General features: G+C 37.9%; 19 protein-coding genes and 1 other RNA gene. 11 read left to right on the top strand and 9 right to left on the bottom strand.

Annotated elements, in window-relative coordinates; genetic code table 11:
• The gene (locus B7C41_RS10290) at positions 1–2,754 is read right to left on the bottom strand and encodes a serine/threonine-protein kinase (protein WP_085298847.1); all 2,754 of its coding nucleotides are present in this window, start codon (positions 2,752–2,754) and stop codon (positions 1–3) included.
• A gap of 679 nt (positions 2,755–3,433) precedes the next feature.
• On the opposite strand from B7C41_RS10290, the gene B7C41_RS10285 reads away from it, so the two are divergent.
• Entirely contained in the window at positions 3,434–3,979 is a 546-nt protein-coding gene (locus B7C41_RS10285) for a hypothetical protein (RefSeq protein ID WP_085298846.1), read from the top strand.
• Between the two features lie 172 nt (positions 3,980–4,151).
• Here the strand turns inward: B7C41_RS10285 and B7C41_RS10280 are convergent, their stop codons facing one another.
• A complete protein-coding gene (locus B7C41_RS10280; RefSeq protein WP_085298845.1) occupies positions 4,152–5,192 on the bottom strand; it encodes an FHA domain-containing protein in 1,041 nt (346 codons plus the stop codon).
• Between the two features lie 412 nt (positions 5,193–5,604).
• On the opposite strand from B7C41_RS10280, the gene B7C41_RS10275 reads away from it, so the two are divergent.
• From B7C41_RS10275 to B7C41_RS10255, 5 genes are all read left to right on the top strand, one after another.
• Complete coding sequence (locus B7C41_RS10275) at positions 5,605–6,966, top strand: ferritin-like domain-containing protein (protein WP_158089114.1); 1,362 nt, start codon at positions 5,605–5,607, stop codon at positions 6,964–6,966.
• Positions 6,967–6,994: 28 nt separating this feature from the next.
• Entirely contained in the window at positions 6,995–7,618 is a 624-nt protein-coding gene (locus B7C41_RS10270; protein WP_085298843.1) for a hypothetical protein, read from the top strand.
• A 2-nt stretch (positions 7,619–7,620) separates the two neighbouring features.
• Positions 7,621–8,619, top strand: coding sequence for an MNIO family bufferin maturase (gene bufB, locus B7C41_RS10265; protein WP_235839686.1), 999 nt, complete (start codon positions 7,621–7,623; stop codon positions 8,617–8,619).
• The gene (locus B7C41_RS10260; RefSeq protein WP_085298842.1) at positions 8,616–9,488 is read left to right on the top strand and encodes an HvfC/BufC N-terminal domain-containing protein; all 873 of its coding nucleotides are present in this window, start codon (positions 8,616–8,618) and stop codon (positions 9,486–9,488) included. Before bufB ends, B7C41_RS10260 begins: the two co-directional genes overlap by 4 nt.
• A gap of 244 nt (positions 9,489–9,732) precedes the next feature.
• Positions 9,733–10,440 carry a choice-of-anchor E domain-containing protein gene (locus B7C41_RS10255; protein WP_158089113.1) on the top strand — a complete coding sequence of 236 codons (708 nt, stop codon included), beginning with the start codon at positions 9,733–9,735 and terminating at the stop codon, positions 10,438–10,440.
• Positions 10,441–10,675: 235 nt separating this feature from the next.
• Here the strand turns inward: B7C41_RS10255 and B7C41_RS10250 are convergent, their stop codons facing one another.
• The 4 genes from B7C41_RS10250 to rnpB form a co-directional block, all read right to left on the bottom strand.
• Positions 10,676–11,242 (bottom strand): hypothetical protein, encoded by a 567-nt coding sequence (locus B7C41_RS10250; protein ID WP_085298840.1) that lies wholly within the window; start codon positions 11,240–11,242, stop codon positions 10,676–10,678.
• Between the two features lie 65 nt (positions 11,243–11,307).
• Positions 11,308–12,171 (bottom strand): DUF4097 family beta strand repeat-containing protein, encoded by an 864-nt coding sequence (locus B7C41_RS10245; protein WP_085298839.1) that lies wholly within the window; start codon positions 12,169–12,171, stop codon positions 11,308–11,310.
• A gap of 299 nt (positions 12,172–12,470) precedes the next feature.
• Positions 12,471–12,749, bottom strand: a complete 279-nt coding sequence (ppiC, locus tag B7C41_RS10240) for a peptidylprolyl isomerase PpiC (RefSeq protein WP_085298838.1) — start codon at positions 12,747–12,749, stop codon at positions 12,471–12,473.
• Positions 12,750–13,017: 268 nt separating this feature from the next.
• Positions 13,018–13,441, bottom strand: an RNA gene (gene rnpB / locus B7C41_RS10235) — RNase P RNA component class A.
• 98 nt (positions 13,442–13,539) lie between these two features.
• On the opposite strand from rnpB, the gene B7C41_RS10230 reads away from it, so the two are divergent.
• The gene (locus tag B7C41_RS10230) at positions 13,540–14,190 is read left to right on the top strand and encodes a glutathione S-transferase family protein (protein WP_235839685.1); all 651 of its coding nucleotides are present in this window, start codon (positions 13,540–13,542) and stop codon (positions 14,188–14,190) included.
• Here the strand turns inward: B7C41_RS10230 and rsmI are convergent.
• Complete coding sequence (rsmI, locus tag B7C41_RS10225) at positions 14,185–15,042, bottom strand: 16S rRNA (cytidine(1402)-2'-O)-methyltransferase (RefSeq protein ID WP_085298837.1); 858 nt, start codon at positions 15,040–15,042, stop codon at positions 14,185–14,187. The two genes, B7C41_RS10230 and rsmI, sit on opposite strands and share 6 nt — an antisense overlap.
• A gap of 77 nt (positions 15,043–15,119) precedes the next feature.
• On the opposite strand from rsmI, the gene B7C41_RS10220 reads away from it, so the two are divergent.
• The 4 genes from B7C41_RS10220 to dolP are packed head-to-tail and all read left to right on the top strand — an operon-like array spanning position 15,120 to position 18,521.
• Complete coding sequence (locus B7C41_RS10220; RefSeq protein ID WP_143764372.1) at positions 15,120–16,970, top strand: penicillin-binding protein activator; 1,851 nt, start codon at positions 15,120–15,122, stop codon at positions 16,968–16,970.
• On the top strand, positions 16,957–17,325 hold the full coding sequence (locus B7C41_RS10215; protein ID WP_211279514.1) for a YraN family protein: 369 nt from the start codon (positions 16,957–16,959) through the stop codon (positions 17,323–17,325). Before B7C41_RS10220 ends, B7C41_RS10215 begins: the two co-directional genes overlap by 14 nt.
• 28 nt (positions 17,326–17,353) lie before the next feature.
• Complete coding sequence (locus B7C41_RS10210; protein WP_085298835.1) at positions 17,354–17,944, top strand: phosphoheptose isomerase; 591 nt, start codon at positions 17,354–17,356, stop codon at positions 17,942–17,944.
• A 1-nt stretch (position 17,945) separates the two neighbouring features.
• Entirely contained in the window at positions 17,946–18,521 is a 576-nt protein-coding gene (gene dolP / locus B7C41_RS10205) for a division/outer membrane stress-associated lipid-binding lipoprotein (RefSeq protein WP_085298834.1), read from the top strand.
• Positions 18,522–18,962: 441 nt separating this feature from the next.
• Here the strand turns inward: dolP and B7C41_RS10200 are convergent, their stop codons facing one another.
• Complete coding sequence (locus tag B7C41_RS10200; RefSeq protein WP_085298833.1) at positions 18,963–19,397, bottom strand: hypothetical protein; 435 nt, start codon at positions 19,395–19,397, stop codon at positions 18,963–18,965.
• 185 nt (positions 19,398–19,582) lie between these two features.
• Positions 19,583–21,940 carry a penicillin-binding protein 1B gene (gene mrcB, locus B7C41_RS10195; RefSeq protein ID WP_085298832.1) on the bottom strand — a complete coding sequence of 786 codons (2,358 nt, stop codon included), beginning with the start codon at positions 21,938–21,940 and terminating at the stop codon, positions 19,583–19,585.
• Positions 21,941–22,026 lie beyond the last annotated feature (86 nt).

Here is a 22,026-nt window from a genome sequence, read left to right as displayed (position 1 = left end):
CTATTCTATGGTTGTACTCATTAATTGTTGATACTTGGATTCACTTTCTAAATTATTAAATAATGGTGAGTTTGATATTTCGGCAATGGAATAGTTATTTTTAATCGCAAAAGTTAAGTATTTCATTGCTGCTGAATTGAGATTTAATTGAGCATAAGCAGCAGCAACAGAAAACTGATTTTCACCAAGATCATTTTCATTAATTTGTTGAGCATAAAAATGTACTTTATCGCTATTACCTATATTGGCATGATAATACGCTAAAGAGGCAATCGCTGCTTTATCATTGATATTAAGCCCAAGTGCTTGCTCTGCCAGCATTATTGCATGTCTAAATGATTCTTCATATTTATCATTATTAGCAAAACGATAAGCATCGGCTAAATTGCCCCAACTCATATAATCATGATTGTTTAAGGCGATCATACTTTCAAAAGCTTCAACCGCTTTATCATAATTTTTCAAAATGAAATAGGAAGTGCCAAGGTTTGAATAAGCAATATAATCAGGTTTAACTTTTACTGCTTTTTTAGCCGCTAAAATTGCTTTTTTAAAATCACCATTAAGATAATGACAAGCGCTAATATTTAAATAGGCTATGTAATTATTAGGTGCTTGTTGAGCTAATAATTCAAAAAAAACTATTGCTCTGTGATAGTCGCCATTTTCAAAATGAAAAACACCTAAATCGGTCAATATAGTGTTATTATTAGGCATAATTTCATAGGCCTTTAATAAAATTTGTTCTGCTTTGGCAAAGTCACCTAACTTTACATATGCATATGAAAGCCCAGTATAAGCTTTCAAAAAACTCGGCTGTAAATCAATGCTTTTACTGAATAATTCAATGGCATCGGCATACTCCCCTTGATTAAACCTAAGTTCTCCTTGCAAATAGCTGAGCAGCGGATGCTCACTTGCGACCAATATTAATTGTTCAACCGTTTTAACCATAAGTGCTAATAAGCGTACATCTTTGGTGGTAATAAAACTACGTAATTGCGCTTCCGCCAAACCAACATAGGCATCACCATAATTAGAATCTATCGAAATCGCTGCACTAAAAGATTCAAGCGCTTTACTAATATTATCTTTATGATCAAAACGGTATAAATAACCTTGCCCTTGTAAATAATGCTTATAAGCACCATCAAAGTCGGGCTTTTGTTGGGCGAACTTTGCTGTTAATTCTGTAGGTATTTGCCAACCCAGTAAAGTCATCACCTGTTTTCGAATTTGAGTTTGTGCAGCAAATAAGTTATTGGCGTCAATAGTCAGTTGCTGTGATTTCAATTGCCGACCATCAGCGCCATTCACTAAACTTAAATGAATGCTACGGGTAGAGCCCATATGTTGAATGCTGCCAGTGATAATAAAATCGACACCATATTTGTTGTAAATTCCTGCCACGCTCGGGTCTTCAAGCTTGCTAATTTCGCTAGTTGGCAATACCCAAGTGCTACCGTCACCTTGCTGGTAACCGACTTCCGCTAAATCACTACTGAGCATGGTCGCCACACCATCACTGAATATTTGTAACACTGGATCGCCACTAATGTTATCAAACGGTAAAAAGGCAATTTTTTTCGACTCAATTAATTGCCGGGCAATCAACTCTTGGGTGCTCGGCGGAAATAACGTGCTACGAACATTCCAAGCTAACACCGCGATAACAGGGAGTACTAGTAAAGTTTTCGTTAGCCAATGCTGTTGCTGCCACCAATTTTTTTTCTGGTTTATCGCGTCATCGATTACCGCAATGTCTTTTACAAGTTCAGTCGCACTTTGGTAGCGCGCTGATGGCGTGCTCGCCAGTAATTTGTCGACCACAGCAATTAATTCGCTTGGCAGTTTTGCTTGTTGTTTCGTTTTTCGTTCCGCGTCAAATTCGGTTAACGGCGTATATTGCCCTGTGCTGATCGCCTGCCTAATTTGCGCTAAATTCAAACCCAAAAAAGGTTTAACGCCCGTTAGCATTTCATATAAAACAATGCCAAAAGAAAACAAGTCAGAGCGGGCATCGCTACCATGCCCCTGAATTTGCTCTGGCGACATATATTGCGGCGAACCGACAATAATACTTGCCTCTGCTTCGGCTAAATCTACTGATGGCGCTTGTTCTGTTAAAGGCTCTTTTTCTACTAAAGGCTCTGCTGATGGCGCTGAGCCGATAAGTCCGGCAATGCCAAAGTCGAGAATTTTTACTCGCCCGTTAACATCAACCATAATATTTTGCGGCTTAATATCGCGATGAATAATATGCTGTTGGTGAGCACAATCCAGTGCCATTGCCATTTGTTTGGCATAATCAACAGCAATATTAAGCGCTAAGCCTGTCGATGGAATAACAGCATTCAACGGTTTGCCGTTAATCCATTCCATAACAATAAAGCTAGCATCACCATCGCGGGCAATATCATGTACAGTAACGATATTAGGGTGATTAAGCTGTGAAATGGTTTTTGCTTCCGCCAATATAAGCGGCTGCTGTGCTTGGCTAACCCGTAACATTTTAATGGCAACAAAACGCTCTAAGGCTAAATCTTTCGCCTTATACACCGCGCCCATGCCGCCTTTACCTAAAATATCGATAATTTTAAAGTGCGCCATACTGCTTTTTTTCAATTGCGCGGCTTGTTCATCTTCAGAAAGAAAAACCTGCTGGCTAAACTGAGTATCAGCTATCGACATCGCAATGGTATCGTTGTCGTGATTGGTATGGTCTGCTTGGCTTACTTCGTTGTTTTGTGTCACTTAGCGGTCTACTTCACTTAATTTTTTGCGGTAAAAACATCCATATCAGCTTAATGCCATACTTGGCTTTTACTCGTGTGGGTTTTAGTTTTTCTTATTATTACTTTTTCTTTTTCTTATTACTGTTACTTACCTAATCATTACATCAATTGATTATTGCCTATAATGTTTTTAGCATACCTTGCTAATAAGGTTAATCATCACATGACTATAACAATATGTCGATAAGTTACTGATGTTAGGCTTCAAATATGAGTTTACGGATATTAACCTAGCCTAATTGAGTAAGTAAGAAAAACTGACGTAATAGAGCTGCCGAAAAAGCCACTAGCAAGTTAATTTTTAGCCACTAAATCCCCCAAAACAAGCAATAAGCAATAAGCAATAAGCAATAAGCAATTGAATTATAAGAATATCGCAGGTAATCTATTATCGCTAACGACAAAAATTTGATGCTTTTTTATCATCATTTCATGTCATTTTCATGACAATTGTTTTGCACGGCAGCATCAGTGTTGTGCGTCATAGCTTGAAGGTACGGCTTAAGGGAACTACTGATAGCAGTGTTTTAGCAGAATAACGGAGTGAAATGACTAAAGTTAGCCAATATTGCAAACACGAGTATTGCAATTCAATTAAAGGAAAGCCGTTAAAGGCAAATGTTTATAAAGGAAGCACCATGAGAAATAGCACTATGCAAAAACGCCCCATAAAAAAGCACTTCTTAGCAAAATCATTATTAGCATTAAGCATTTTTAGTTTAAGCCAAATAAGTTATGCCAATACCCCAGTAGATATCACTACCAGCAATAACGCACTGACTCAACAGCAAGGAAGCAGTTCAAAACAAGCGGTAAAAACCTTTTACCTTAACTTATGGGCGCCCGACCAAGTCGCTCCAGCAGAAGCTATTCCAGTAGAATATGGCGTAAACTACCAATATCGCTATACCCCTGAAAGCCATGAAGTGCAAGCCGATGCCGGCGAACAACTTATTGCCTTTGAATTTCATCCTGACCTTAAAAAGCGCTATCAGTTTCGTTGGGTAAGCGCGGACCAACCGCAATTGGTCAGCTTTGATAAAGTTAAAAAACGTAAAATGAAAGTTAAGATTGACGCAGGTGCTACAGAGCAAGACCAAGATGTTTATTTTGAAGTTTGGGTTTATGATACCTTAACCGGTGAAGTACTGATGTGTGATCCAAAAGTTATTGTGATAAGTTAAAACGGTACATTCATTTGAAGTGATTCACCGATTTTAAATAGTTGCCTTTTTAAGTAATTAGCTTACTTTTAAGCGCTGTTTTTTATTAAACAGCACTTTCAACATAACAACCCACAGAGCATACGTAGTGCATTGCTATGCTCTTTTACTTAATGGTTTAATAGCTTAATGACTAATGCTGATTAGCATATTGGCGCTGGTGAGCTTCATCACTAGCTCTTTGATCCGGCATATTTTTAGTAAATTGGCTAGTATCACACTCAAGGCTGTCACCTTTAATGACTCGAAAAAACTTACTCGCTAAACGCAACTTGCCAGCATTACGTTCAATAATATTACTCGATTCACAGGCATTATTGAGGGCATCAACAAATTGTTTACGAATACGATAAATTTGAATATTTAAGTGGTTCGCTTCTAGCCCTAAATCTTTCGCTAATAATTCAGCGTATACCCAGCCTTGCTCGCTTTCATCGAGGTTTTCTTGCATATCTTTAGCGCGTTGTCGTGCCAAGCAAAGCGTAAGGTAATGATGACTACGGACTAATAAATCAATGCTTTCTTCACCATTTTGCATAAAAACATGGGTGCTTTCTTCATCTTGACTGGTTTGAAAAAGAAAGGTTAATTCATCAAGCGATGCGACATTAGGCCTGAGTAATTGGGTATCAGCAATGGTGCGATTTATTTGCAACTGCCATGTTAAACCGTCTATATCTAAGCATTCTTGGTCGTTAAGTTCATTAGCGCTTACTGACTTGCTCAGGTTATCGTCAAGGACTTCTTGCCACCAAGAATAGGTTTTATTGTTATAGCTTAACACCATATTATGTGACTTTTTGCTCGGTATTAAATGAAAATAATCAAGTTCAATAGCTTCACTGTTATGCTCAACTGGCACTAAACAATCACAAGGTGGATTGACATCTAACACTTCAAAGGTGTAACCCGACTTACTAGCAAAAGCGATAACATCACCTGTATGAAGCTGTACAACTTTATCGCCCAATAATCGGTTGCCATTGACCCAAGTACCATTACTACTCACATCACGTAAAAGCCAATGTTCGTCATTCCATTCAATAAAGGCATGGATTTTAGAAATATAAACATCAGAAATAAATGTATTCACTGAACTTTTCAGTCGCCCAAAACTATGATGCGATTGTAATAAACAATTTTGCTGAGTTTTCTTATTCATTAAAACGGCCATCGCGTTTCCTTATCTCGATATTTCGAACATTAATACATTGCATATTGTCGCAGTATTTATGATAAAAAATGCTCTCGAATTCAACTGAGCAAATAACTGCTCGACTAATTATCCTAGTGTGATCCAAAACGTCACTATTTTGCAACTTTTTTGCCTTGGCTTTTTTTAACCTTTAACGAGTAGTTGCGCTACAGCTGAGTATTTACGTTGAAATTCCGTTTTAGTTGTAATGCTGTGTAATATTTTTACTGGCTGTTTATGCCTATTGTTTTGTTGTATTTAACAATAAAAATTTAACAGTTAACCGTGATAATAATGCAATAAGGTACAAGGTAAGAGAAAAGTTAAGATAGCAATAACCTTGTAATAATAATCACCACAGACACTGATGATTGACGATAAGGATGTGAAAATGCAAACTCATTTTTTAAAAAGTGGCATCACTGATATAACGCCTGACAATATGAAAGAAGCGTTACAACAGGCAATAGAGATAGAAATTGCCACGCTACCGACCTATTTATCCACCTATTACTCGATTAACCGAACACCAAAACAGCCCGCACTTACCGCAGAATTTACCGAGCGGCTTTTAGCACAAGGTTTAACCGAACAACAAGCAGCAACTCAAGCGCAAGAATTCTCAGCCAAAATAATGGTTTTTGCCAATAAAGCCGGTGCTAATGTGATGAGCGTACTAGTAGAAGAAATGCTACATATGTCGCTCGCTGCCAATGTGAAACAAGCGATGTTTGGCGACCCAGAATTAATCGGTAAATCACCTAGTGTATGGCCAGCTTATTTGGCGGGCCACGAGCCACCTTTTGCTATTAATCGCGCAAAATTAAGCCATGAGCAATTAGCAACATTTTTGAAAATAGAAAGCCCTGAACGTCTTAAAGCACGTACAGTAAAGGTTGGTGCTATTCCGTATTACACGATAGGGGAGTTTTACCAAGGTATAGAAGATTGTATTCGAGATCATTATCGTGATGACAAGGACTATCATGCAGATCGTGCGCAACTTATTCCAGATCGCGGCTATTATGCACAAAATAATATCGACACTATTTATTATAACAAAGAGCATAAACCGGTTTATGAAAATTCAGCTGATGCCGGAAATTTAATCCATGTTGTTGACCAAGCTAGCGCACTTAAGGCTTTAGAGACTATTGTTGAACAAGGCGAAGGAGCCGATTGTGACTTTGATGATAAATCACATAATGAATTGGCTCACTATTATAAATTTAAACAATTACAAGATGAGCTAAAAGCAATCACTCTAGCGTTTAAAAAGCAATTTGGTGACGAGATGCAAGTGGATAAATATTTTATTCACAATATTAAAGATAATGCTAATACCACTGATTACCCACCCGCCATAGCATCAGTTTCTACATTAACGAATGCGGTATACAGCTACCTTTTTATTATGTCTCAAGGCTGTTATCACGCCGATGAACATACACAGTTTGAAATTTTTATGTTTGGCATTCATAAGACGATGCTATGGATCCTGAGCTCGTTATGCGGCGAAATGACTAACTTTACCTATTTAGGCGCTGACGGAAAACAGTACGCAGCAACCGCAACTTATGAAGAGTATCAATTTAGTTCGGCATCAAGTCCGAAAACGCAAATTATTGCGTTATTCAACCAAGCAGTAGGTGCTTATAAAGGCATAGCTTATATTGAACAGCGCATTCATGATTTGCCCGATGTTTCACAAGCAGGTTTTCTTGAAAAATCCAACACACCATTAATGGCGTAAGACCAGCTAATTATTAGAGGACAAGTGTATGTCGACATTAAAAGATAAACCTTTAAGTAATGGTTGTGGTAGCCAACCAGTTACGCCACCATCAAGCGATACTGCGGATATTAAAGCACCTTTAGAGCTGCATGCTTGTATGGGGTTAAATGCCTGTAAAGGTCATGATAGATTTGGTAGTAATAGTTGTGCTGGCGCTGGTTATTGCGCAACTGAAACCCATGTTTGTCATACATTGAATAATTGCGCAGGCCAAGGCGGCTGTGGCTTATTTGGTGATGGCGCGGAGCAATGTAAACCAGGAGCAAATGATTGCTCGTGGCAAGGTAGTTGTGCTACGCCTATTCAGGCTGAGCGTTTTAGTACCCTTGGCGCAAACAAAGATAAAAGCGTATGGCTATTGGCTAGAGAATTGTTTGAACAACGGATGAAAAAAGCACGACGTAACGTTGCCGAGGCCCCTTTTTCAGCAGGACCGCCGCAAGCTTGGCTATCGTCTTTTGGCGAATACGATTCTTGTGGAAATTCTGGTGATAAATCTTGTTCATTTGGCTTTAATAGCCCAGCAGAAAACACTCAAGAACTGGTCGATCGCAGCCGAGATGAACTGCCCAAGACCCTGAAAAATTGTGCTTGTGATGACAAAGATTAGCCATGCGCAATACTATTGCTATGACTAATGCGCCCCTTCAATCAGCCTCGCAAATTAAAAAGGCCAAAGCCAATTTAGGGCTAGGCCTTGGCTTGCGCAGTCAGCACTTTAATACTATTTTGCAGCATAAACCTGAAGTTGACTGGTTTGAAATTATTTCTGAAAACTTTATCGACTCGGGTGGCAGGCCACGTCATATTCTGCGTCAAATAGCTGAGCATTATCCAATTGTTATGCATGGCGTGTCTTTATCTATTGGTAGTACCGACGCTCTAGATCTCAATTATTTGACTAAACTTAAGCAACTGATTGACGAAATTAAACCTGCATGGGTTAGCGACCATCTATGCTGGACAGGCGCTATGAGCCTAAATACTCATGATTTATTACCTTTGCCACTAACTGAGGAGTCTTTGGCCCATGTCATTAATCGCGTGCACCAAGTACAAGATATTCTGCAACAACCTTTAGTATTAGAAAATCCAAGTAGCTATTTAAGTTTTACACAATCAACCATTCCTGAATGGGAATTTTTTAGTGCCTTAATTAGTGATACTGGTTGCGGTATGTTGCTAGATGTTAACAATGTTTATGTCTCTGCGTTTAATAATGACTTTGACCCTGTTACTTATATCAAGTCGTTACCACATCATGCGATAGTGCAAATGCATTTAGCAGGGCATCAACATTGTGGAGATCATATTGTTGATACTCACGATAGTCAGGTGACTCCTGCAGTTTGGCAATTGTTCAATTTAGCGTGGCAACTTACAAAGGGCTGTGCAACTAGCTTAGAATGGGATGGTAACATTCCTACTTTTGAGGTTTATCACCAAGAACTGTTAAAAGCTAAGCAGTTTATGACGACATTGCCTGATGAGTTTTTTTCAACAAGCCGTTGCTCTCAGTCAGCGGCAGCTGAATCATCTGCGATATCAAATCCGATTGATTTTATCGTGCATAAACAAAACCGCTTCCACCACACTCAGGTGGAAAAATGAGCCCGAAAAATAATAGCCTAATCGCTAAAAATAATACGGCCTTAGTCACCAAGAACAATGCGCTATCGGTGTTACAACATGAGATGCAACAAGTTATATTAAGTCCGCAGCTATACCAAAAACATCAAGAGTTTATTAACACTGAGATAAATTCATCAATAAAAATGACAGCCAAGGCACACGTGAGTGTTTACCAACGTAGTTATGTTCTAAGGCTGCAGCAATGTATGGCGAGTCAATTTAGTGCATTAAAGTTTGCTTTGGGCGATGATATATTTCATTTATTTGTTCGCCAATATTTGCATACTTATCCGTCTAAGCACTACAGCTTAAATAATTTGGGTGATAATTTTAGCTTATTCTTAGGCCAAACTCGCCCTGATGCTCAAGATGAAGTGAAAGAAGATTGGCCTGATTTTATGATTGAACTTGCCGACTTTGAATATAGTCTAAACTTGTTATTTGATTTAGAAGTCGCTAATAGCCCATTAGACCATGAACAAACGCAAGCTAATATAAATACCCTAGACAGCCAGTTAAGCTTAGTACCCATACTAAAACTGTTTTGCCATAAACATGCTATTTTCGATTACTACCGTGCCTTTAATGACGAGAAACAACCAGAACTTCCTCTACCCGAAGTGAGTTATGGTTTGATCATTCGACGTAATTATCGTTTAGGGTTAATAGATCTAAACTACGGCCAGTACTTATTTATGAAAGATTTAGTTAATGGCAGAGATATTGAAATAGCTAAGCAAAAATTAAATACCCATAACGGCTACCACAAAGAAAAAATTGCTGCTATTTGGAGTAATTGGCGCAGCTACTTTATTAAGATGGGCATATTTAATCAGCCATCCACTTAACCAACCTCAGTAGCTTAATTCTTTAAATACCTCCCTAACTAAAAACATATAAAATCAATTAGAGCCACTTGTAATAACCTGTAATGGCTGAAGTCTCTTTGTTATTGCATTATGTTCAATAACAGATGCCGAATAATTAAAACATCCATAAAATATAGTTATTCAGCTGATCTGTTCCATATTATCTTAGGAGTTAATCATTAAAAATATTTAATCTCCTGCATTTATGATAGAGGACCTTGGCATGAAAAAGACGCTATTAGGCTTAATAATGATTTTAGCCAGTTCGACAGCATTTGCGGCCAGTAAAACCCAGAACATGGAGTTTGGCATTCAAGGAAGCGCTGAAAGCGTCGATATTAAAAACCTAAATCAAACGCTATCGTTAAAAAGTTTTGATGCTTCATTAGGCAAGCTTACAGGCGTAAGCATCAGCTTATACAGCCAAATAAGCAGCCTTGGGACAATTCAAAATCTGACCGATAATCATGCTCGCGCCGCTTTAGACATTAGACTGTCAAAAGCTTGGAAGATCACCACATCATTTGGCACGGAACATCGATTAGGCAATGCTTTCGACATGATTTGGAGTGGAGAAAGTTCTAAAATGGGTACTTACACTTTAGCTTTAAACGAAAAATTTTCTTATTCTGCGGCCACTAAAGACGTTGCTATCAACTCGTTGTTATTTTCTGGTGATGATTTAGCCGCTTTTACCAACAAGCCTAGTATTGACTTTGCATTCTCTGCAGATGTGTTCAACGTTTTCAATAATGCCTCGATTACCGGCGCTAATGATTTTAGAAATAAAAACTCTGCTGGAGCATGGGGGAAAGTAGAAATTACTTACACTTACGATGCAGTAAGTGAGCAAAACTCTTTAGCACTTGTTGGCTTAACTTGGTTAATTTTACCGCTAGCGGCTAGGAGAGTTTTTTCAATCATTAGTTAACCTGAATTTTGGCTAATTAGAGAAAATAATGTTGAGTAAATACTACTTATTTAGCGCTCTAGTTACTTAATGGTTGATCATTAGCACCAAGCTTATAACTGTAAAAATAAGAGTATAGGCCTATTTTTACAGACCTATATTTAGCTAAAAGAATAGTAGCTGGAACGATAACAAAGACATATAAATTAATGCTCGTATATTAAAACTAAAATACTTAGAAAGTTGATATGAATAACTACTCATCGTATCCGGGTAGAATACTCATCAACCATTCAAAGTTATTTTCAACATATGTTATATCGACACTTGATGCATCTTTAGCCGCTTTACTCATAGATTCTATAGCATTTTTTTGGCTTGCTACTTCTCTTTCCATTTCATCTATGACCTCTTTGGGCATATTTCTTTTTTTCATTGAATCGATCTGACTTTCAATGGCGGCAGTGAAATTTTGAATTTGCATCAATTCTGGGTTTTGCTTTAATTGAACAGCATACATACTACCGATAACTCTATAACCAATATCAAGAAAGTTTTCAAAATTTGTAAAGCCTGCAGAATCAGTAATAGACTTTATTTGTGGATACTCGTCTAGTGATTCGACAATACGTATTGCTTCTTCTCTATCAAGTAGCATGACATCACTTATTTCTTCCAACATGGAGGAATTATCAAGATCGAGTATTTCAAGTTGGTCAGTAACGCTGAAGTATTTAAGAATTAAATCTTTTGATAGTGCTTGTTCTGCACTAGCCATAAAGCTCATGAATAATATAGAGACTGTTATTATTATTTTTTTCATTTTTATTCCTTTAAATTTTAATGTGAGTAAAAAATTATCTCAGGTAAACATCCTTACCTTTCAAGTTATTTGCTGTGAGTAATTTCTCCAGAGACATTCTTCGTTATAATATCTGACTGATTTTTTGTTAGAATTTTTACATCTCCTTCTATATTAGTTAGTTCAATTTCCCCTGATTTAGATTTTATTTTTATGTTGCCACGACTTTCATCAATTTCAATATGCCCTTTTTTATCAGTCACTTTAATAAAGCCAATATGACGCTTTATTTTGATATTTCCGCTGCCATCAGAAATTTTAATTTTACCGTCGGTATCACTTAACGTAATAACACCACTTTTATCATTTATAATTAAATCACCATCATGGTTTTTAATAATGATGGAGCCTTTTGTGTCGTTAACTTTTAATTTACTTTTTGTATCTTGAATGGTGATATCACCACTGCCATCATTTATGCTCATGAATCCGCTAACATTGGTAATACTAATATGCCCTTTCTTATCAATTATGCGTGCGCCTTTCGTTAGGTTCGATAGAGAAATATCACCATTATTACTACGTAAATCGATAAAGATGTCATCAGGAACAATTAGGTTGATATTAGTAATTGCCTTTTTCTGTGATTTTTTAGTTTGTGCGTCATAACCAAATTTCAGTGTCAGTTTATTTTTGTCTATTTTGCTATAGATCGTCATCTCATTTTCAATATGCTTATTGACTAATGATGTACTGCCAGACATAGCAATAGTGTAATTCCCCTGAAGCGACTTAATTCCTTTTTTGGCCGTAATATTGACATTACCATCACCATTAAAAATGAGTATTTTATTTACCCCTTTTAACGAATGATTCACGTTGTTTTCAATGGTAGCGGCATAGCTATTTATAGCCATAAAGAAGAGTAAAAAAAGCGATGTTATTTTCAAGAAACTGTCCTTAGTTAAGTGTTTATTTACTTAATGTACAAGCTCTGAATTGTGACAGCAACCCTGAATTTATTTTATTATTCATCTGTCTGGATTACGGGTAATGAGTATTTGATATTAAGTTGAATCAACAACTTAACTAGGTAAGCGAAAATTACAGCGAGGTTAACAGCTCTAACGTAACACCATTTAATTGTGTGAACGGTAAACAAAAGAGACAATTATCAGTTTAAAACATGCTTAGAAATAAAGCCTGAAATTTTTACAAACACCTAATTTACCATCATAGTGCTTGTAAATTAGGTACGGTAAAGCACCTTGATGATATGCCAACCAAATTTAGTTTTAACTAAGTGAGGCTCTAATATTGCGCCACTAAATGCGACTTTATCGAATTGAGGAACCATTTGCCCTCGTTTAAATTCACCTAAATCACCACCCTTTTTGCCAGACGGGCATGTTGAGTGTTTTTTAGCTAAAGTTTGAAACTTGGCTCCTTTGCCTAACTGCTTAATAATATCTTCGGCAATTTCTTTATGCTTAACGAGAATATGAAGTGCGTGTGCGGTAGCTGCCATGTAAAACCTTTTAAATACAGTTTGGTAATTAAACCAACTTTGAACAAATAGATGTTGTCGAGATTATTTTTTAACATCGATAACATGCAATAAACTTTCTTATTATAAATATTTTTTCGACGTTTATCACTTACCGGTTAAGTAACTTGGATGAAAAATTTAAGATGGTGTAGTCAAAGATACACCATTTATTGATTGTAACAATATGATTAGAAATAATTTTAGAAAACCGCTTGATTACCTTTCAATAATCAAGCGGTGTCTAAAATTGGTGAGATTGACGCATAAGCCGGGTTTTGTAGCTTTTCCTAAGAAAAGTGACAATCATTCGTCTAGGCTATAAATCGCTCTATAGCTCAAGCAACCTACCCGGTTTCCACGCGAGCCACGCTTATACTATTCAAACTTGCGCTTAAATAGTCATGAAACCCTATTTGGTCTTGCTCCGGGTGGAGTTTACCCTGCAATTACTGTTACCAGCAATCCGGTGCGCTCTTACCGCACCCTTTCAGCCTTACCTGTGAAACTTTCGAAAAAGTAACCATCGGCGGTCTTCTCTCTGCTGCACTTGTCGTCGGCTCACGCCGCCCAGGCGTTACCTGGCACCCTGCTCATTGGAGCCCGGACTTTCCTCCCCCCCATCTGTCTACCCGAAGGCACAACGATGAAGCAGCGATTGTCTCGTCAACTCGGCGCGCATTCTACCCCATATTTTTGTTTAGGTCTAAAATAAATATCGCTAATAGCACTCTGCTGATATAGTAATCTCAAAAACTAAGCTGGCTTACTTATGATCGAACTATGGCATTGCCACAATACTCGCTCACTTCGTGTATTATGGGCATTAGAAGAAATGAAGCTTAAGTATCGCCTTCACTCATTACCATTCCCACCACGAATTTTAGAACGATCATATTTAGAGACCAACCCATTAGGCACCGTTCCCTTTTTAAAAGATGATGAGACAACGCTAACCGAGTCAAGCGCTATGCTGCTTTATCTTGCTGAGCGCTATCAAAAAATAAATTTGACCGTAGCAACAACACACAAAGATTATGGTGCGTATCTAAATTGGCTATTTAGTAGCGATGCAACTCTAACATTTCCGCAAACATTAATATTACGATATGGCCAGTTTGAAAAACTAGAGCGTCGACAGCCACAGGTTGTCAAAGATTATGCCATTTGGTATTTAGCTCGATTAAAACGTCTAAATATACATTTAGAGCATCACACTTACTTAGTAGCAAATAAATTCACGATGGCTGATATTTCCATTGGATACGCTCTGTATCTAGGGGAGTTACTGGGCTTAGCTAAGTCATATCAGCCACAAACATATGCTTACCTACAAAAACTAAAAAATAGAGAAAGCTTTATTGCAATAAAAAATATAGGTCAAGAAATAAGTAATTACACAATAAAGTCTATTGAGTTATAACGTAGTTTTCATAGCAAGTGCGTATTCATATAGAGCATTCTTCTTTACGCCATAAATTTCGGCTGCTATTGCACATGCTTTTTTAGGCTTCATTTCAGATAATAATAATTTCAATGTTGCAACAACATTGGCGGGAATTTTATTTGGGTCAACTTTATGGCCTTCAATAATTAGCACCATTTCACCTTTAAGTTGATTAGGATCTTCCTGTAACCAAGCTAATAAGTTTTCAGCAGTATCTGAATGAACAGTTTCAAAAGTTTTGGTTAGTTCACGTGCCATTACAACATAACGCTCGCCACCGAGTACTTTAACAATATCTTCAACGGTATCAATTGCACGACGCGGCGCATCATAAAACACCATAGTACGTGTTTCACTCGCAAGATCATTCAATGTGGCTTGTCTCGCACCTGATTTAGAGGGTAAAAAGCCTTCAAAGGTAAATCTATCAGTTGGCAACCCAGCAGCTGATAAAGCAGAAATAGCAGCACAAGCACCTGGAATCGGTGAAACCGCTAAACCAAGTTGACGACAATGGCGAACAAGGTGAAAACCAGGGTCACTGATTAATGGCGTTCCAGCATCAGACACTAAAGCAACACTTTTCCCTTCTTGCAATAATTTAGCTATTTGTTCTTGGCGTTGTCGCTCATTATGGTCATGCATCGACATTGTTCTATTTTTAATACTGTATGCCGATAATAAGCGCTGAGTATGTCGAGTATCTTCACAAGCAATTACATCAACATTTTCTAGCACGTGAAGTGCGCGTTTACTGATGTCAGCTAAGTTGCCAATAGGAGTTGCGACGATATAAAGGGTACTTGGCTGAATAATTTGTTCTGACATATTAAAATACTTGTGTTGAGACTGAAGAGGATGAAGTTTATTATAAAGCACTCTTAAAAAGTACGGATTTCTTACCTTTGACACTGACAAAATGGTTTTCACCTAAAAAAAGTACTCTACTCGCGATCATTAGTATGATGTTACTGGTGAGTTGCTCGACAACAAAGTCAACGAAAGTAACTAAATCGTTACCTGAAAAAGTAGAGTTAGTTGAAAAAGTAGCAACTACACTGACCGCTAAGCAACTGATGGCACAAGCGCTTTCTCAGGATAGTAGTGCAGCAGTAGATTCGTTCATTCAAGCTAGCGAGCTATACTTGCTTGAAACTAAACCACACAAAGCTCTATGGTTGGCTAACCAAACCATGCCGTTAACGCAGCTCCCCTTAAAAAAATATCAGTTGTCTGTGATCAGCGCAAAAAGTCTATTAGCGTTAGAACAAACAAATAAAGCTTACCAAGCACTAGAAAATGCTAATAAAATAATAGCAACGACAAGCCTTAATCACGGTCTTTCCTACTATCAAACTTTAGCTTTGGTGCAAACAAAGCGAAACTTACCAATTGCGGCATTAAACGCAAAGTTAAGAGCCTTTGTAAAAAACCCTCAGGCGAGCACTAATGAAATAGACGCCATATGGCAACAACTTTGCCAATTATCACAGTGGCAACATCAACAGCTAGTGAAAATGGCTCCACCAAAAATAAAAGGCTGGAGTAAATTACTGTCTTTTGCTAATAAGTTTGGAAGTGATAATACGCGCTTTCAGCGTTATTTAAGTCAATGGCAACGGGAATATAAAACCCACCCAGCTCAGCATGTGATCACTCAATTACAGCAACTTGAGCCAATAGTAGCCAACGAAAATAAAAATATCGCGATAATTATCCCTTTATCAGGTAAACAAGAAAGGGCAGGAAAAGTCGCTCAGCAAGGCATATTAGCGGCTTATGACAATAACAGTGGTGCAACATTACATTTTATTGATTCAACAACCTTAGACATGTCTACCCTAGCTTTGCAGCTAGCAGAGATGAATATTGATGCTGTTATTGGCCCATTATTGAAAAAAAATGTTAAAAAATATTTGGCACAAGAAGCACTAACACTACCAACATTATTACTTAACCTTCCTACAGCGACAGTATTAAAACCGCATCAAGTTGCCTTATCGATGCGACCTGAAGATGAAGCCATACAAGCAGCAACCACATTAAGCCGCCAGCATTATAAGCGGCCAATTATTTTAAGTCATCAAGATAAAGCCAGTCGCCGTATTGCAAAAACCTTTAGCCAACAATGGCAGCACATTACAGACCAGCAACCTGAGATTGTATTTTTCAATAGTGACGCAAAAATGCAAAACCAGCTAAAAGCTAGCCTAGGTGTTGATTTAAGCCAGCAACGTACTAAGGACTTAAATAGTAGAATTAAGTACTCTATTAAAAGTGAACTTCGTAATCGTCGAGATATCGACATGATTTATATTGTTGGTTTGCCATTGGAAACTAAACTATTAAAGCCTTATATTGATGTTAACATCAGCCCATTTGCTGACATTATTCCGGTCTACGCTAGCTCTCGCAGTCACAGCACTAAAAGCGATAAAAGCGATAATCGCGACTTATCTGGACTAACCTTTACCGAAATGCCTTGGCAGCTATCAAGTAAGCAACAAAATAAAGCTTTAGCAGCTAAGGCTAAAATACTTTGGCCAAATCGCAGCGATAGCTTACAAACTATTTTTGCTATGGGCTTTGATAGCTTAGCTTTAGTTGATAAAATTTCGGCAATGAAAAATAAAACTTATGTCAGACATTATGGTCAAACCGGCATACTGCAATTGGGCCGTGACAATATTTTAAGGCGCAGCTTAATTTGGGGTAAATATAGTCGCAATAAGGTACAAGAAATTGCCGTTAACTAATAACTCGGTATCAATAGGTAAAGTTACTGAACAATTAGCGGCAGGCTATCTGGCTAAACAAGGGTTATCACTACAAGCTGCCAATTTTCATAATCGCGGTGGCGAAGTTGATTTAGTGATGACTGAAGCTGACACTTGGGTGTTTGTTGAAGTAAAATTTCGTCGAAGTAATAGTTTTGGCGGTGCAATTTCAGCCATTTCAGCTCAAAAACAGCAAAAAATTAAACAATGTGCAGCATATTATCTGCAACAAGCAGGATTAAATGAATATAATACTTCCTGCCGATTCGATGTTATCGCCTTGCAAGGTGACATCACCAACCCAGAAATTACTTGGCTGAAAAATGCCTTTTGATGAATAAAACAACGGAGCTACATCCAACATGTTAGAACGGATAAAAAGCAATTTTACCGAAAGCATTCAAACTAAAATCGCAGCAAGCGAGCTTTTGGCTGGGCCAATTGAACAGGCTGGTATGATTATGGTACAGAGCTTACTCGCAGGTAATAAAATTTTAGCCTGTGGTAATGGCGGTTCTGCCGGTGACGCTCAGCATTTTTCAGCAGAGTTGCTTAATCGTTATGAAACAGAACGTCCACCATTACCAGCTATTGCCCTAACAACCGACAGCTCAACAATTACCTCTATTGGCAATGACTATCATTTTGATGAGATATTTTCAAAACAAGTACGTGCTTTAGGTAATAATGGCGACGTATTGCTCGCTATATCAACTAGTGGTAATTCACGTAATGTCATTAAAGCGATTGAGACAGCCGTTTCACGTGATATGCCAATTATTGCTTTAACTGGTGGTGACGGCGGTGATATTGCAGGGCTACTTGGTGAAAATGATGTAGAAATTCGTGTTCCATCTGGTCGTACTGCTCGTATTCAAGAAGTTCATTTAGTGGTTATCCATTGTTTATGTGACATTATTGATACCACATTATTTCCACAAGCTGATGATTAATATGTCAATAAAATCTATTGTTGCAATTATTATTAGCGCGGCGCTTTTACAAGGTTGTATTGCTGCAGCCGTTGTTGGTGTGGTTGGTGGCGCCAGTGTTGCTACCGATAACCGTTCATTAGGCAATCAAATTGATGATCAAAAAATTGAACTTGATGCTCATAAAAGACTAGCCGAAAATGATGCTTTAAGCGCAAATACTAATTTGCAAGTTATTAGTGTTAATGGCAGTGTCTTAGTCGTTGGGCAAGCACCTAATAGCTACTTACGTGATCAAGCCATTAAGCTATTTAGTGAAATTAATGGTGTGAATCAGCTGCATAATCAAATTCGCATTGGTAACACCACGGCGTTTACCACAAAAACTAACGATATATGGTTAACTTCAAAAGTGAAAACGGCATTATTTAGTGATAAAAAGTTGAATGCCAACAATATTAAAGTGGTTACCGAAAATGGTGAAGTATTTTTAATGGGCTTAGTGACAAAAGCGCAAGCTGATATCGCCGTTGACATTGCTCGTAATGTTGGTGGCGTTAATCGGGTACTTAAAATATTTGAGTATATTAATCAATAATGAAGCATCACCATGCCTACATGGATGTAAATCGCCTAAACTCGGATACGCAAAATACTTAGTTTTCTGGAACAAATAGCTATAGCTGACGGTTTATCGATATGTATGTTGCTCATTAAATTAATGTAAGAGCAACTATCAAGGCACACTAATACCTTGTAAGGCAGAATGTCAGAGGAAGCATTAACGTAGGGCTAAGATCGCCAAGTGATCATGGCATACTGTTCATCGACGTGCATGTTCCAACAGAGATGTTGGTCATTAGAGTAATGCAGGAGCAATTACCGAGACGCACTAATGCCTCGTAGGACAGGATGTACGGGAGAGGCTTGAACATCGCCATTCATTCACACCCCTGTGATCAGAGCATACCGTTCCTCCTGAACATAAAAAAGCAAACCCTAAGGTTTGCTTTTTTCATTTTATTAACGTTAATTATGGTTACCTACCTTTTAGGCATTCCTTAATAAAGTTACTTTCAACTTGCTTTTTATCAGGTAAAAGCTCTTGTTCTAACCAATTTAATGCTTGTTGCCAACCTAAATCCAAACCAGAAAATAATTGGCTGTTCCAATGATCATATGCACGCGCTACATTAAGCTCTTCAAAAAGGTTTTTACATTTATCACTGTAATAAACAAATGCTATCGCTTTCAGGCCTTGATACGAACCGATTGTCAATTGAGCTTCATAGCTATAAGTGTATTTATTAATACGATTTATTAGCATACCAAACTCGCCCAAGATATGTGTTTTAAAAAATAGATCACATTCTTCAACCATTTCTAATGACATTATTACGTCATCATCAATTATCACCTCAACAATGTTATCAGCAAGTAAGGTAAAGTAACCAAAACTTAGTCTATATTTCATTTTGCTCCCTTGACTAGAGAAAAGAGTGGATACCTTTATTACTGTAGTGGCGTTTCCTTTACTATTTTAAATTACAGCCCTGTAAACAAGCTACCTATTAACCATAGTTTCTAATGAGCGTTATTCAAACGCAAAAACTATAAATACAAACGCTAGAAAGCTTAACGATTGAATTTTCAGCAGATCTATTCACCAAATATTTTATCAAACCATGACTTTTTCTTCTTCACATGCTTAGCATCATACTCACATTCACTTTCGTAAACTAAACCGCTGGTCACCGCTGGCAGTAATTGAGAGTTATCACATGCTTCACTTACTGCACGACCACTTTTGTTATCAAATCGGACTAGCTCAACATTAGTGGGAATTTTTTTTAGCCGACTTTGCACACCATTTTTTTTCATAAATTCTGCAAATAGCACCAAAGCGCCGCTACTCCCAGTTAGCTTGGTTGGCTTATTATCATCACGTCCAAGCCAAGTTGTTACTAATAGTTCGTTGTCATAGCCAACAAACCAACTATCACGTTGATCATTGGTTGTACCCGTTTTTCCTGCTAAATTTTTATCCTTAAGACGCCAAGTTAATGAGCGAGCAGTACCTGACTTAGCCACTTTAGTTAACGCGAAGTCAAGTAAGTATGCCGCCTGCGCTGATATTACTTGCTGCTGTTGCGCTTCAAACTGCCATAAGGTTTCACCGTCGGCGTTGACTACTCTTTCAATGGCATGTGACTGCTCTGCAGAACCACGATTAGCTAGCGGTAGATACAGTTGATTTACTTCTATCGGTGACATATTTAAGGAACCAAGTAACATCGAAGGTCGTGTAACAATATCGCCAGCGTAACCTAATAAATGAATGGCTTGTGCTATATTGTCTAACCCTAATTCCATACCTAAATTAACCGTTGGAATGTTAAGGCTAGAGGCTAAGGCATCAACTAAATGTACTTGGCCTTGATATTTGCCATTATAATTTTTCGGTTTCCATGCTTGGCCGTCTTCACTCGAAAGTGTAATGGCCTTATCTTCGATTAAACTCGCTAAGTTAAAACGCTGATAACGTTCTAGCGCCGCAAGATATACTGCTGGTTTGATTAACGACCCTATTGGGCGTTTGGCATGTAAAGCCCGATTAAAACCAGCATAGCCAGCTTTTTTACCGCCAACTAACGCACGAATAGCACCACTTTGAAAATCAGATACCACCATAGCTACTTGCAGCGCTGAGCCTGTTTTTTTCTCCAAAGCGGGTAACTGCTGATTAATACTCGCTTGTAACGCACTTTGTTGCGTTATTGAAAAACCGGTAAAAACTCGTACACCCGATTGCTGCTCATATTCAGATAAGTGCCTTGAAAGTTCAGCTTTTACCAACTGTAAATAGGCAGGAAATTTCTGTTGAGCAATACGACGAGTTTTTCTAATTGATAACGGCGATTCAAGCGCACTTTCAAACTCATATCGCGTAATAATTTCTTGTTGGTACATTAATCGCAAAACTAAATCACGGCGTTTCAATGTACGAGCAGGAAAGCGCCACGGATCATAATAACTAGGCCCTTTTACTTGTGCGATTAGCATCGCCATTTGCTCAACATTCAGTGATTGGATGGATTTACCAAAATAAAATTCTGCCGCTAAACCAAAGCCATAAATACCATTGGCATAATGCTGACCTAAATATACTTCATTGATGTAGGCTTCGAGCAGTTGGTCTTTGCTATAACGGTACTCCAAAATTAACGCCATCAGCGCTTCGTTAACTTTTCGCCATATGGTTTTATCGCGAGTTAAAAACATATTTTTAACCAATTGCTGGGTTAACGTACTACCGCCCTGCACTGTTCTTCCTGCTTTAAGGTTTTGATATAAAGCTCTTAAAATACCTAACGGGGACACTCCATAATGGAAATAAAAATCTCTGTCTTCTACCAATAAAAGCGTATCTAATAATTCTTCGGGTACCGCTTGTAAGGAAACCAATACCCTGTCTTCTTTACTTTCAGGTAAAATCCTATCCAGTAGTAGCGGCTCTAATACGATTTGATTCACGGCTATATCATCAAGATATAACGCCTTAATCACATTATTACTAACATCTAAGGTGATTTTTTTACTGGCTTCAATACCGGCGCCAAAGTCAAAAGCTCTACGAAAAATAATCGCGCGACTTTTAGATAAAGCAAATTCACCCGGTCTTTGAACTCGCTGTACTTTTTTATAGCGATTCGCCAACAATGCCTGTTTAAGCTCGGTAAGATTCAACTTACCACCGACCTCATAGCTTTCTAGCTTGCCGTAAACTTGCACTGGCACTTGCCAACGTTGGCCTTCAAACTTATTCCGAACTTTGCTATCAAGGTAAATGCTATATAAAGCGATAACAAAAACCGTTAACAAGGTCATTTTCAGCGTAAAAAACAATGACCAACGTAATGCTCGACGCATACGACTGCGCGCTTTAACTTCCGGCTTTTTGGAGCTATTTTTTTTAGTAGGAGTAGTTTTAGTTTGAGGTGGTTTTCTTGCCGACATACGCTATTTAGCCAGGCCTGTTTTATGTAAATATATGCTTATACTAATCTAGCAAACCGCATATCCCTAATGATTATTTTATTGAA

It is taken from the genome of Cognaticolwellia mytili, from assembly GCF_002104475.1.
Classification (GTDB): domain Bacteria; phylum Pseudomonadota; class Gammaproteobacteria; order Enterobacterales; family Alteromonadaceae; genus Cognaticolwellia; species Cognaticolwellia mytili.
Note: the sequence above shows the minus strand (reverse complement) of the source record. Positions and strands in the feature narration are given on the sequence as shown.

Bases quoted from the DNA above. Each gene is read 5' to 3' on its own strand.
- B7C41_RS10210 (WP_085298835.1), top strand. From the start codon at position 17,354: ATGTTAGAACGGATAAAAAGCAATTTTACCGAAAGCATTCAAACTAAA.
- rsmI (WP_085298837.1), bottom strand. From the start codon at position 15,042: ATGTCAGAACAAATTATTCAGCCAAGTACCCTTTATATCGTCGCAACT.
- B7C41_RS10230 (WP_235839685.1), top strand. From the start codon at position 13,540: ATGATCGAACTATGGCATTGCCACAATACTCGCTCACTTCGTGTATTA.
- B7C41_RS10250 (WP_085298840.1), bottom strand. From the start codon at position 11,242: ATGAAAAAAATAATAATAACAGTCTCTATATTATTCATGAGCTTTATG.
- dolP (WP_085298834.1), top strand. From the start codon at position 17,946: ATGTCAATAAAATCTATTGTTGCAATTATTATTAGCGCGGCGCTTTTA.
- mrcB (WP_085298832.1), bottom strand. From the start codon at position 21,940: ATGTCGGCAAGAAAACCACCTCAAACTAAAACTACTCCTACTAAAAAA.
- B7C41_RS10275 (WP_158089114.1), top strand. From the start codon at position 5,605: ATGCAAACTCATTTTTTAAAAAGTGGCATCACTGATATAACGCCTGAC.
- B7C41_RS10255 (WP_158089113.1), top strand. From the start codon at position 9,733: ATGAAAAAGACGCTATTAGGCTTAATAATGATTTTAGCCAGTTCGACA.
- B7C41_RS10280 (WP_085298845.1), bottom strand. From the start codon at position 5,192: ATGGCCGTTTTAATGAATAAGAAAACTCAGCAAAATTGTTTATTACAA.
- ppiC (WP_085298838.1), bottom strand. From the start codon at position 12,749: ATGGCAGCTACCGCACACGCACTTCATATTCTCGTTAAGCATAAAGAA.
- B7C41_RS10270 (WP_085298843.1), top strand. From the start codon at position 6,995: ATGTCGACATTAAAAGATAAACCTTTAAGTAATGGTTGTGGTAGCCAA.
- bufB (WP_235839686.1), top strand. From the start codon at position 7,621: ATGCGCAATACTATTGCTATGACTAATGCGCCCCTTCAATCAGCCTCG.
- B7C41_RS10260 (WP_085298842.1), top strand. From the start codon at position 8,616: ATGAGCCCGAAAAATAATAGCCTAATCGCTAAAAATAATACGGCCTTA.
- B7C41_RS10285 (WP_085298846.1), top strand. From the start codon at position 3,434: ATGAGAAATAGCACTATGCAAAAACGCCCCATAAAAAAGCACTTCTTA.
- B7C41_RS10200 (WP_085298833.1), bottom strand. From the start codon at position 19,397: ATGAAATATAGACTAAGTTTTGGTTACTTTACCTTACTTGCTGATAAC.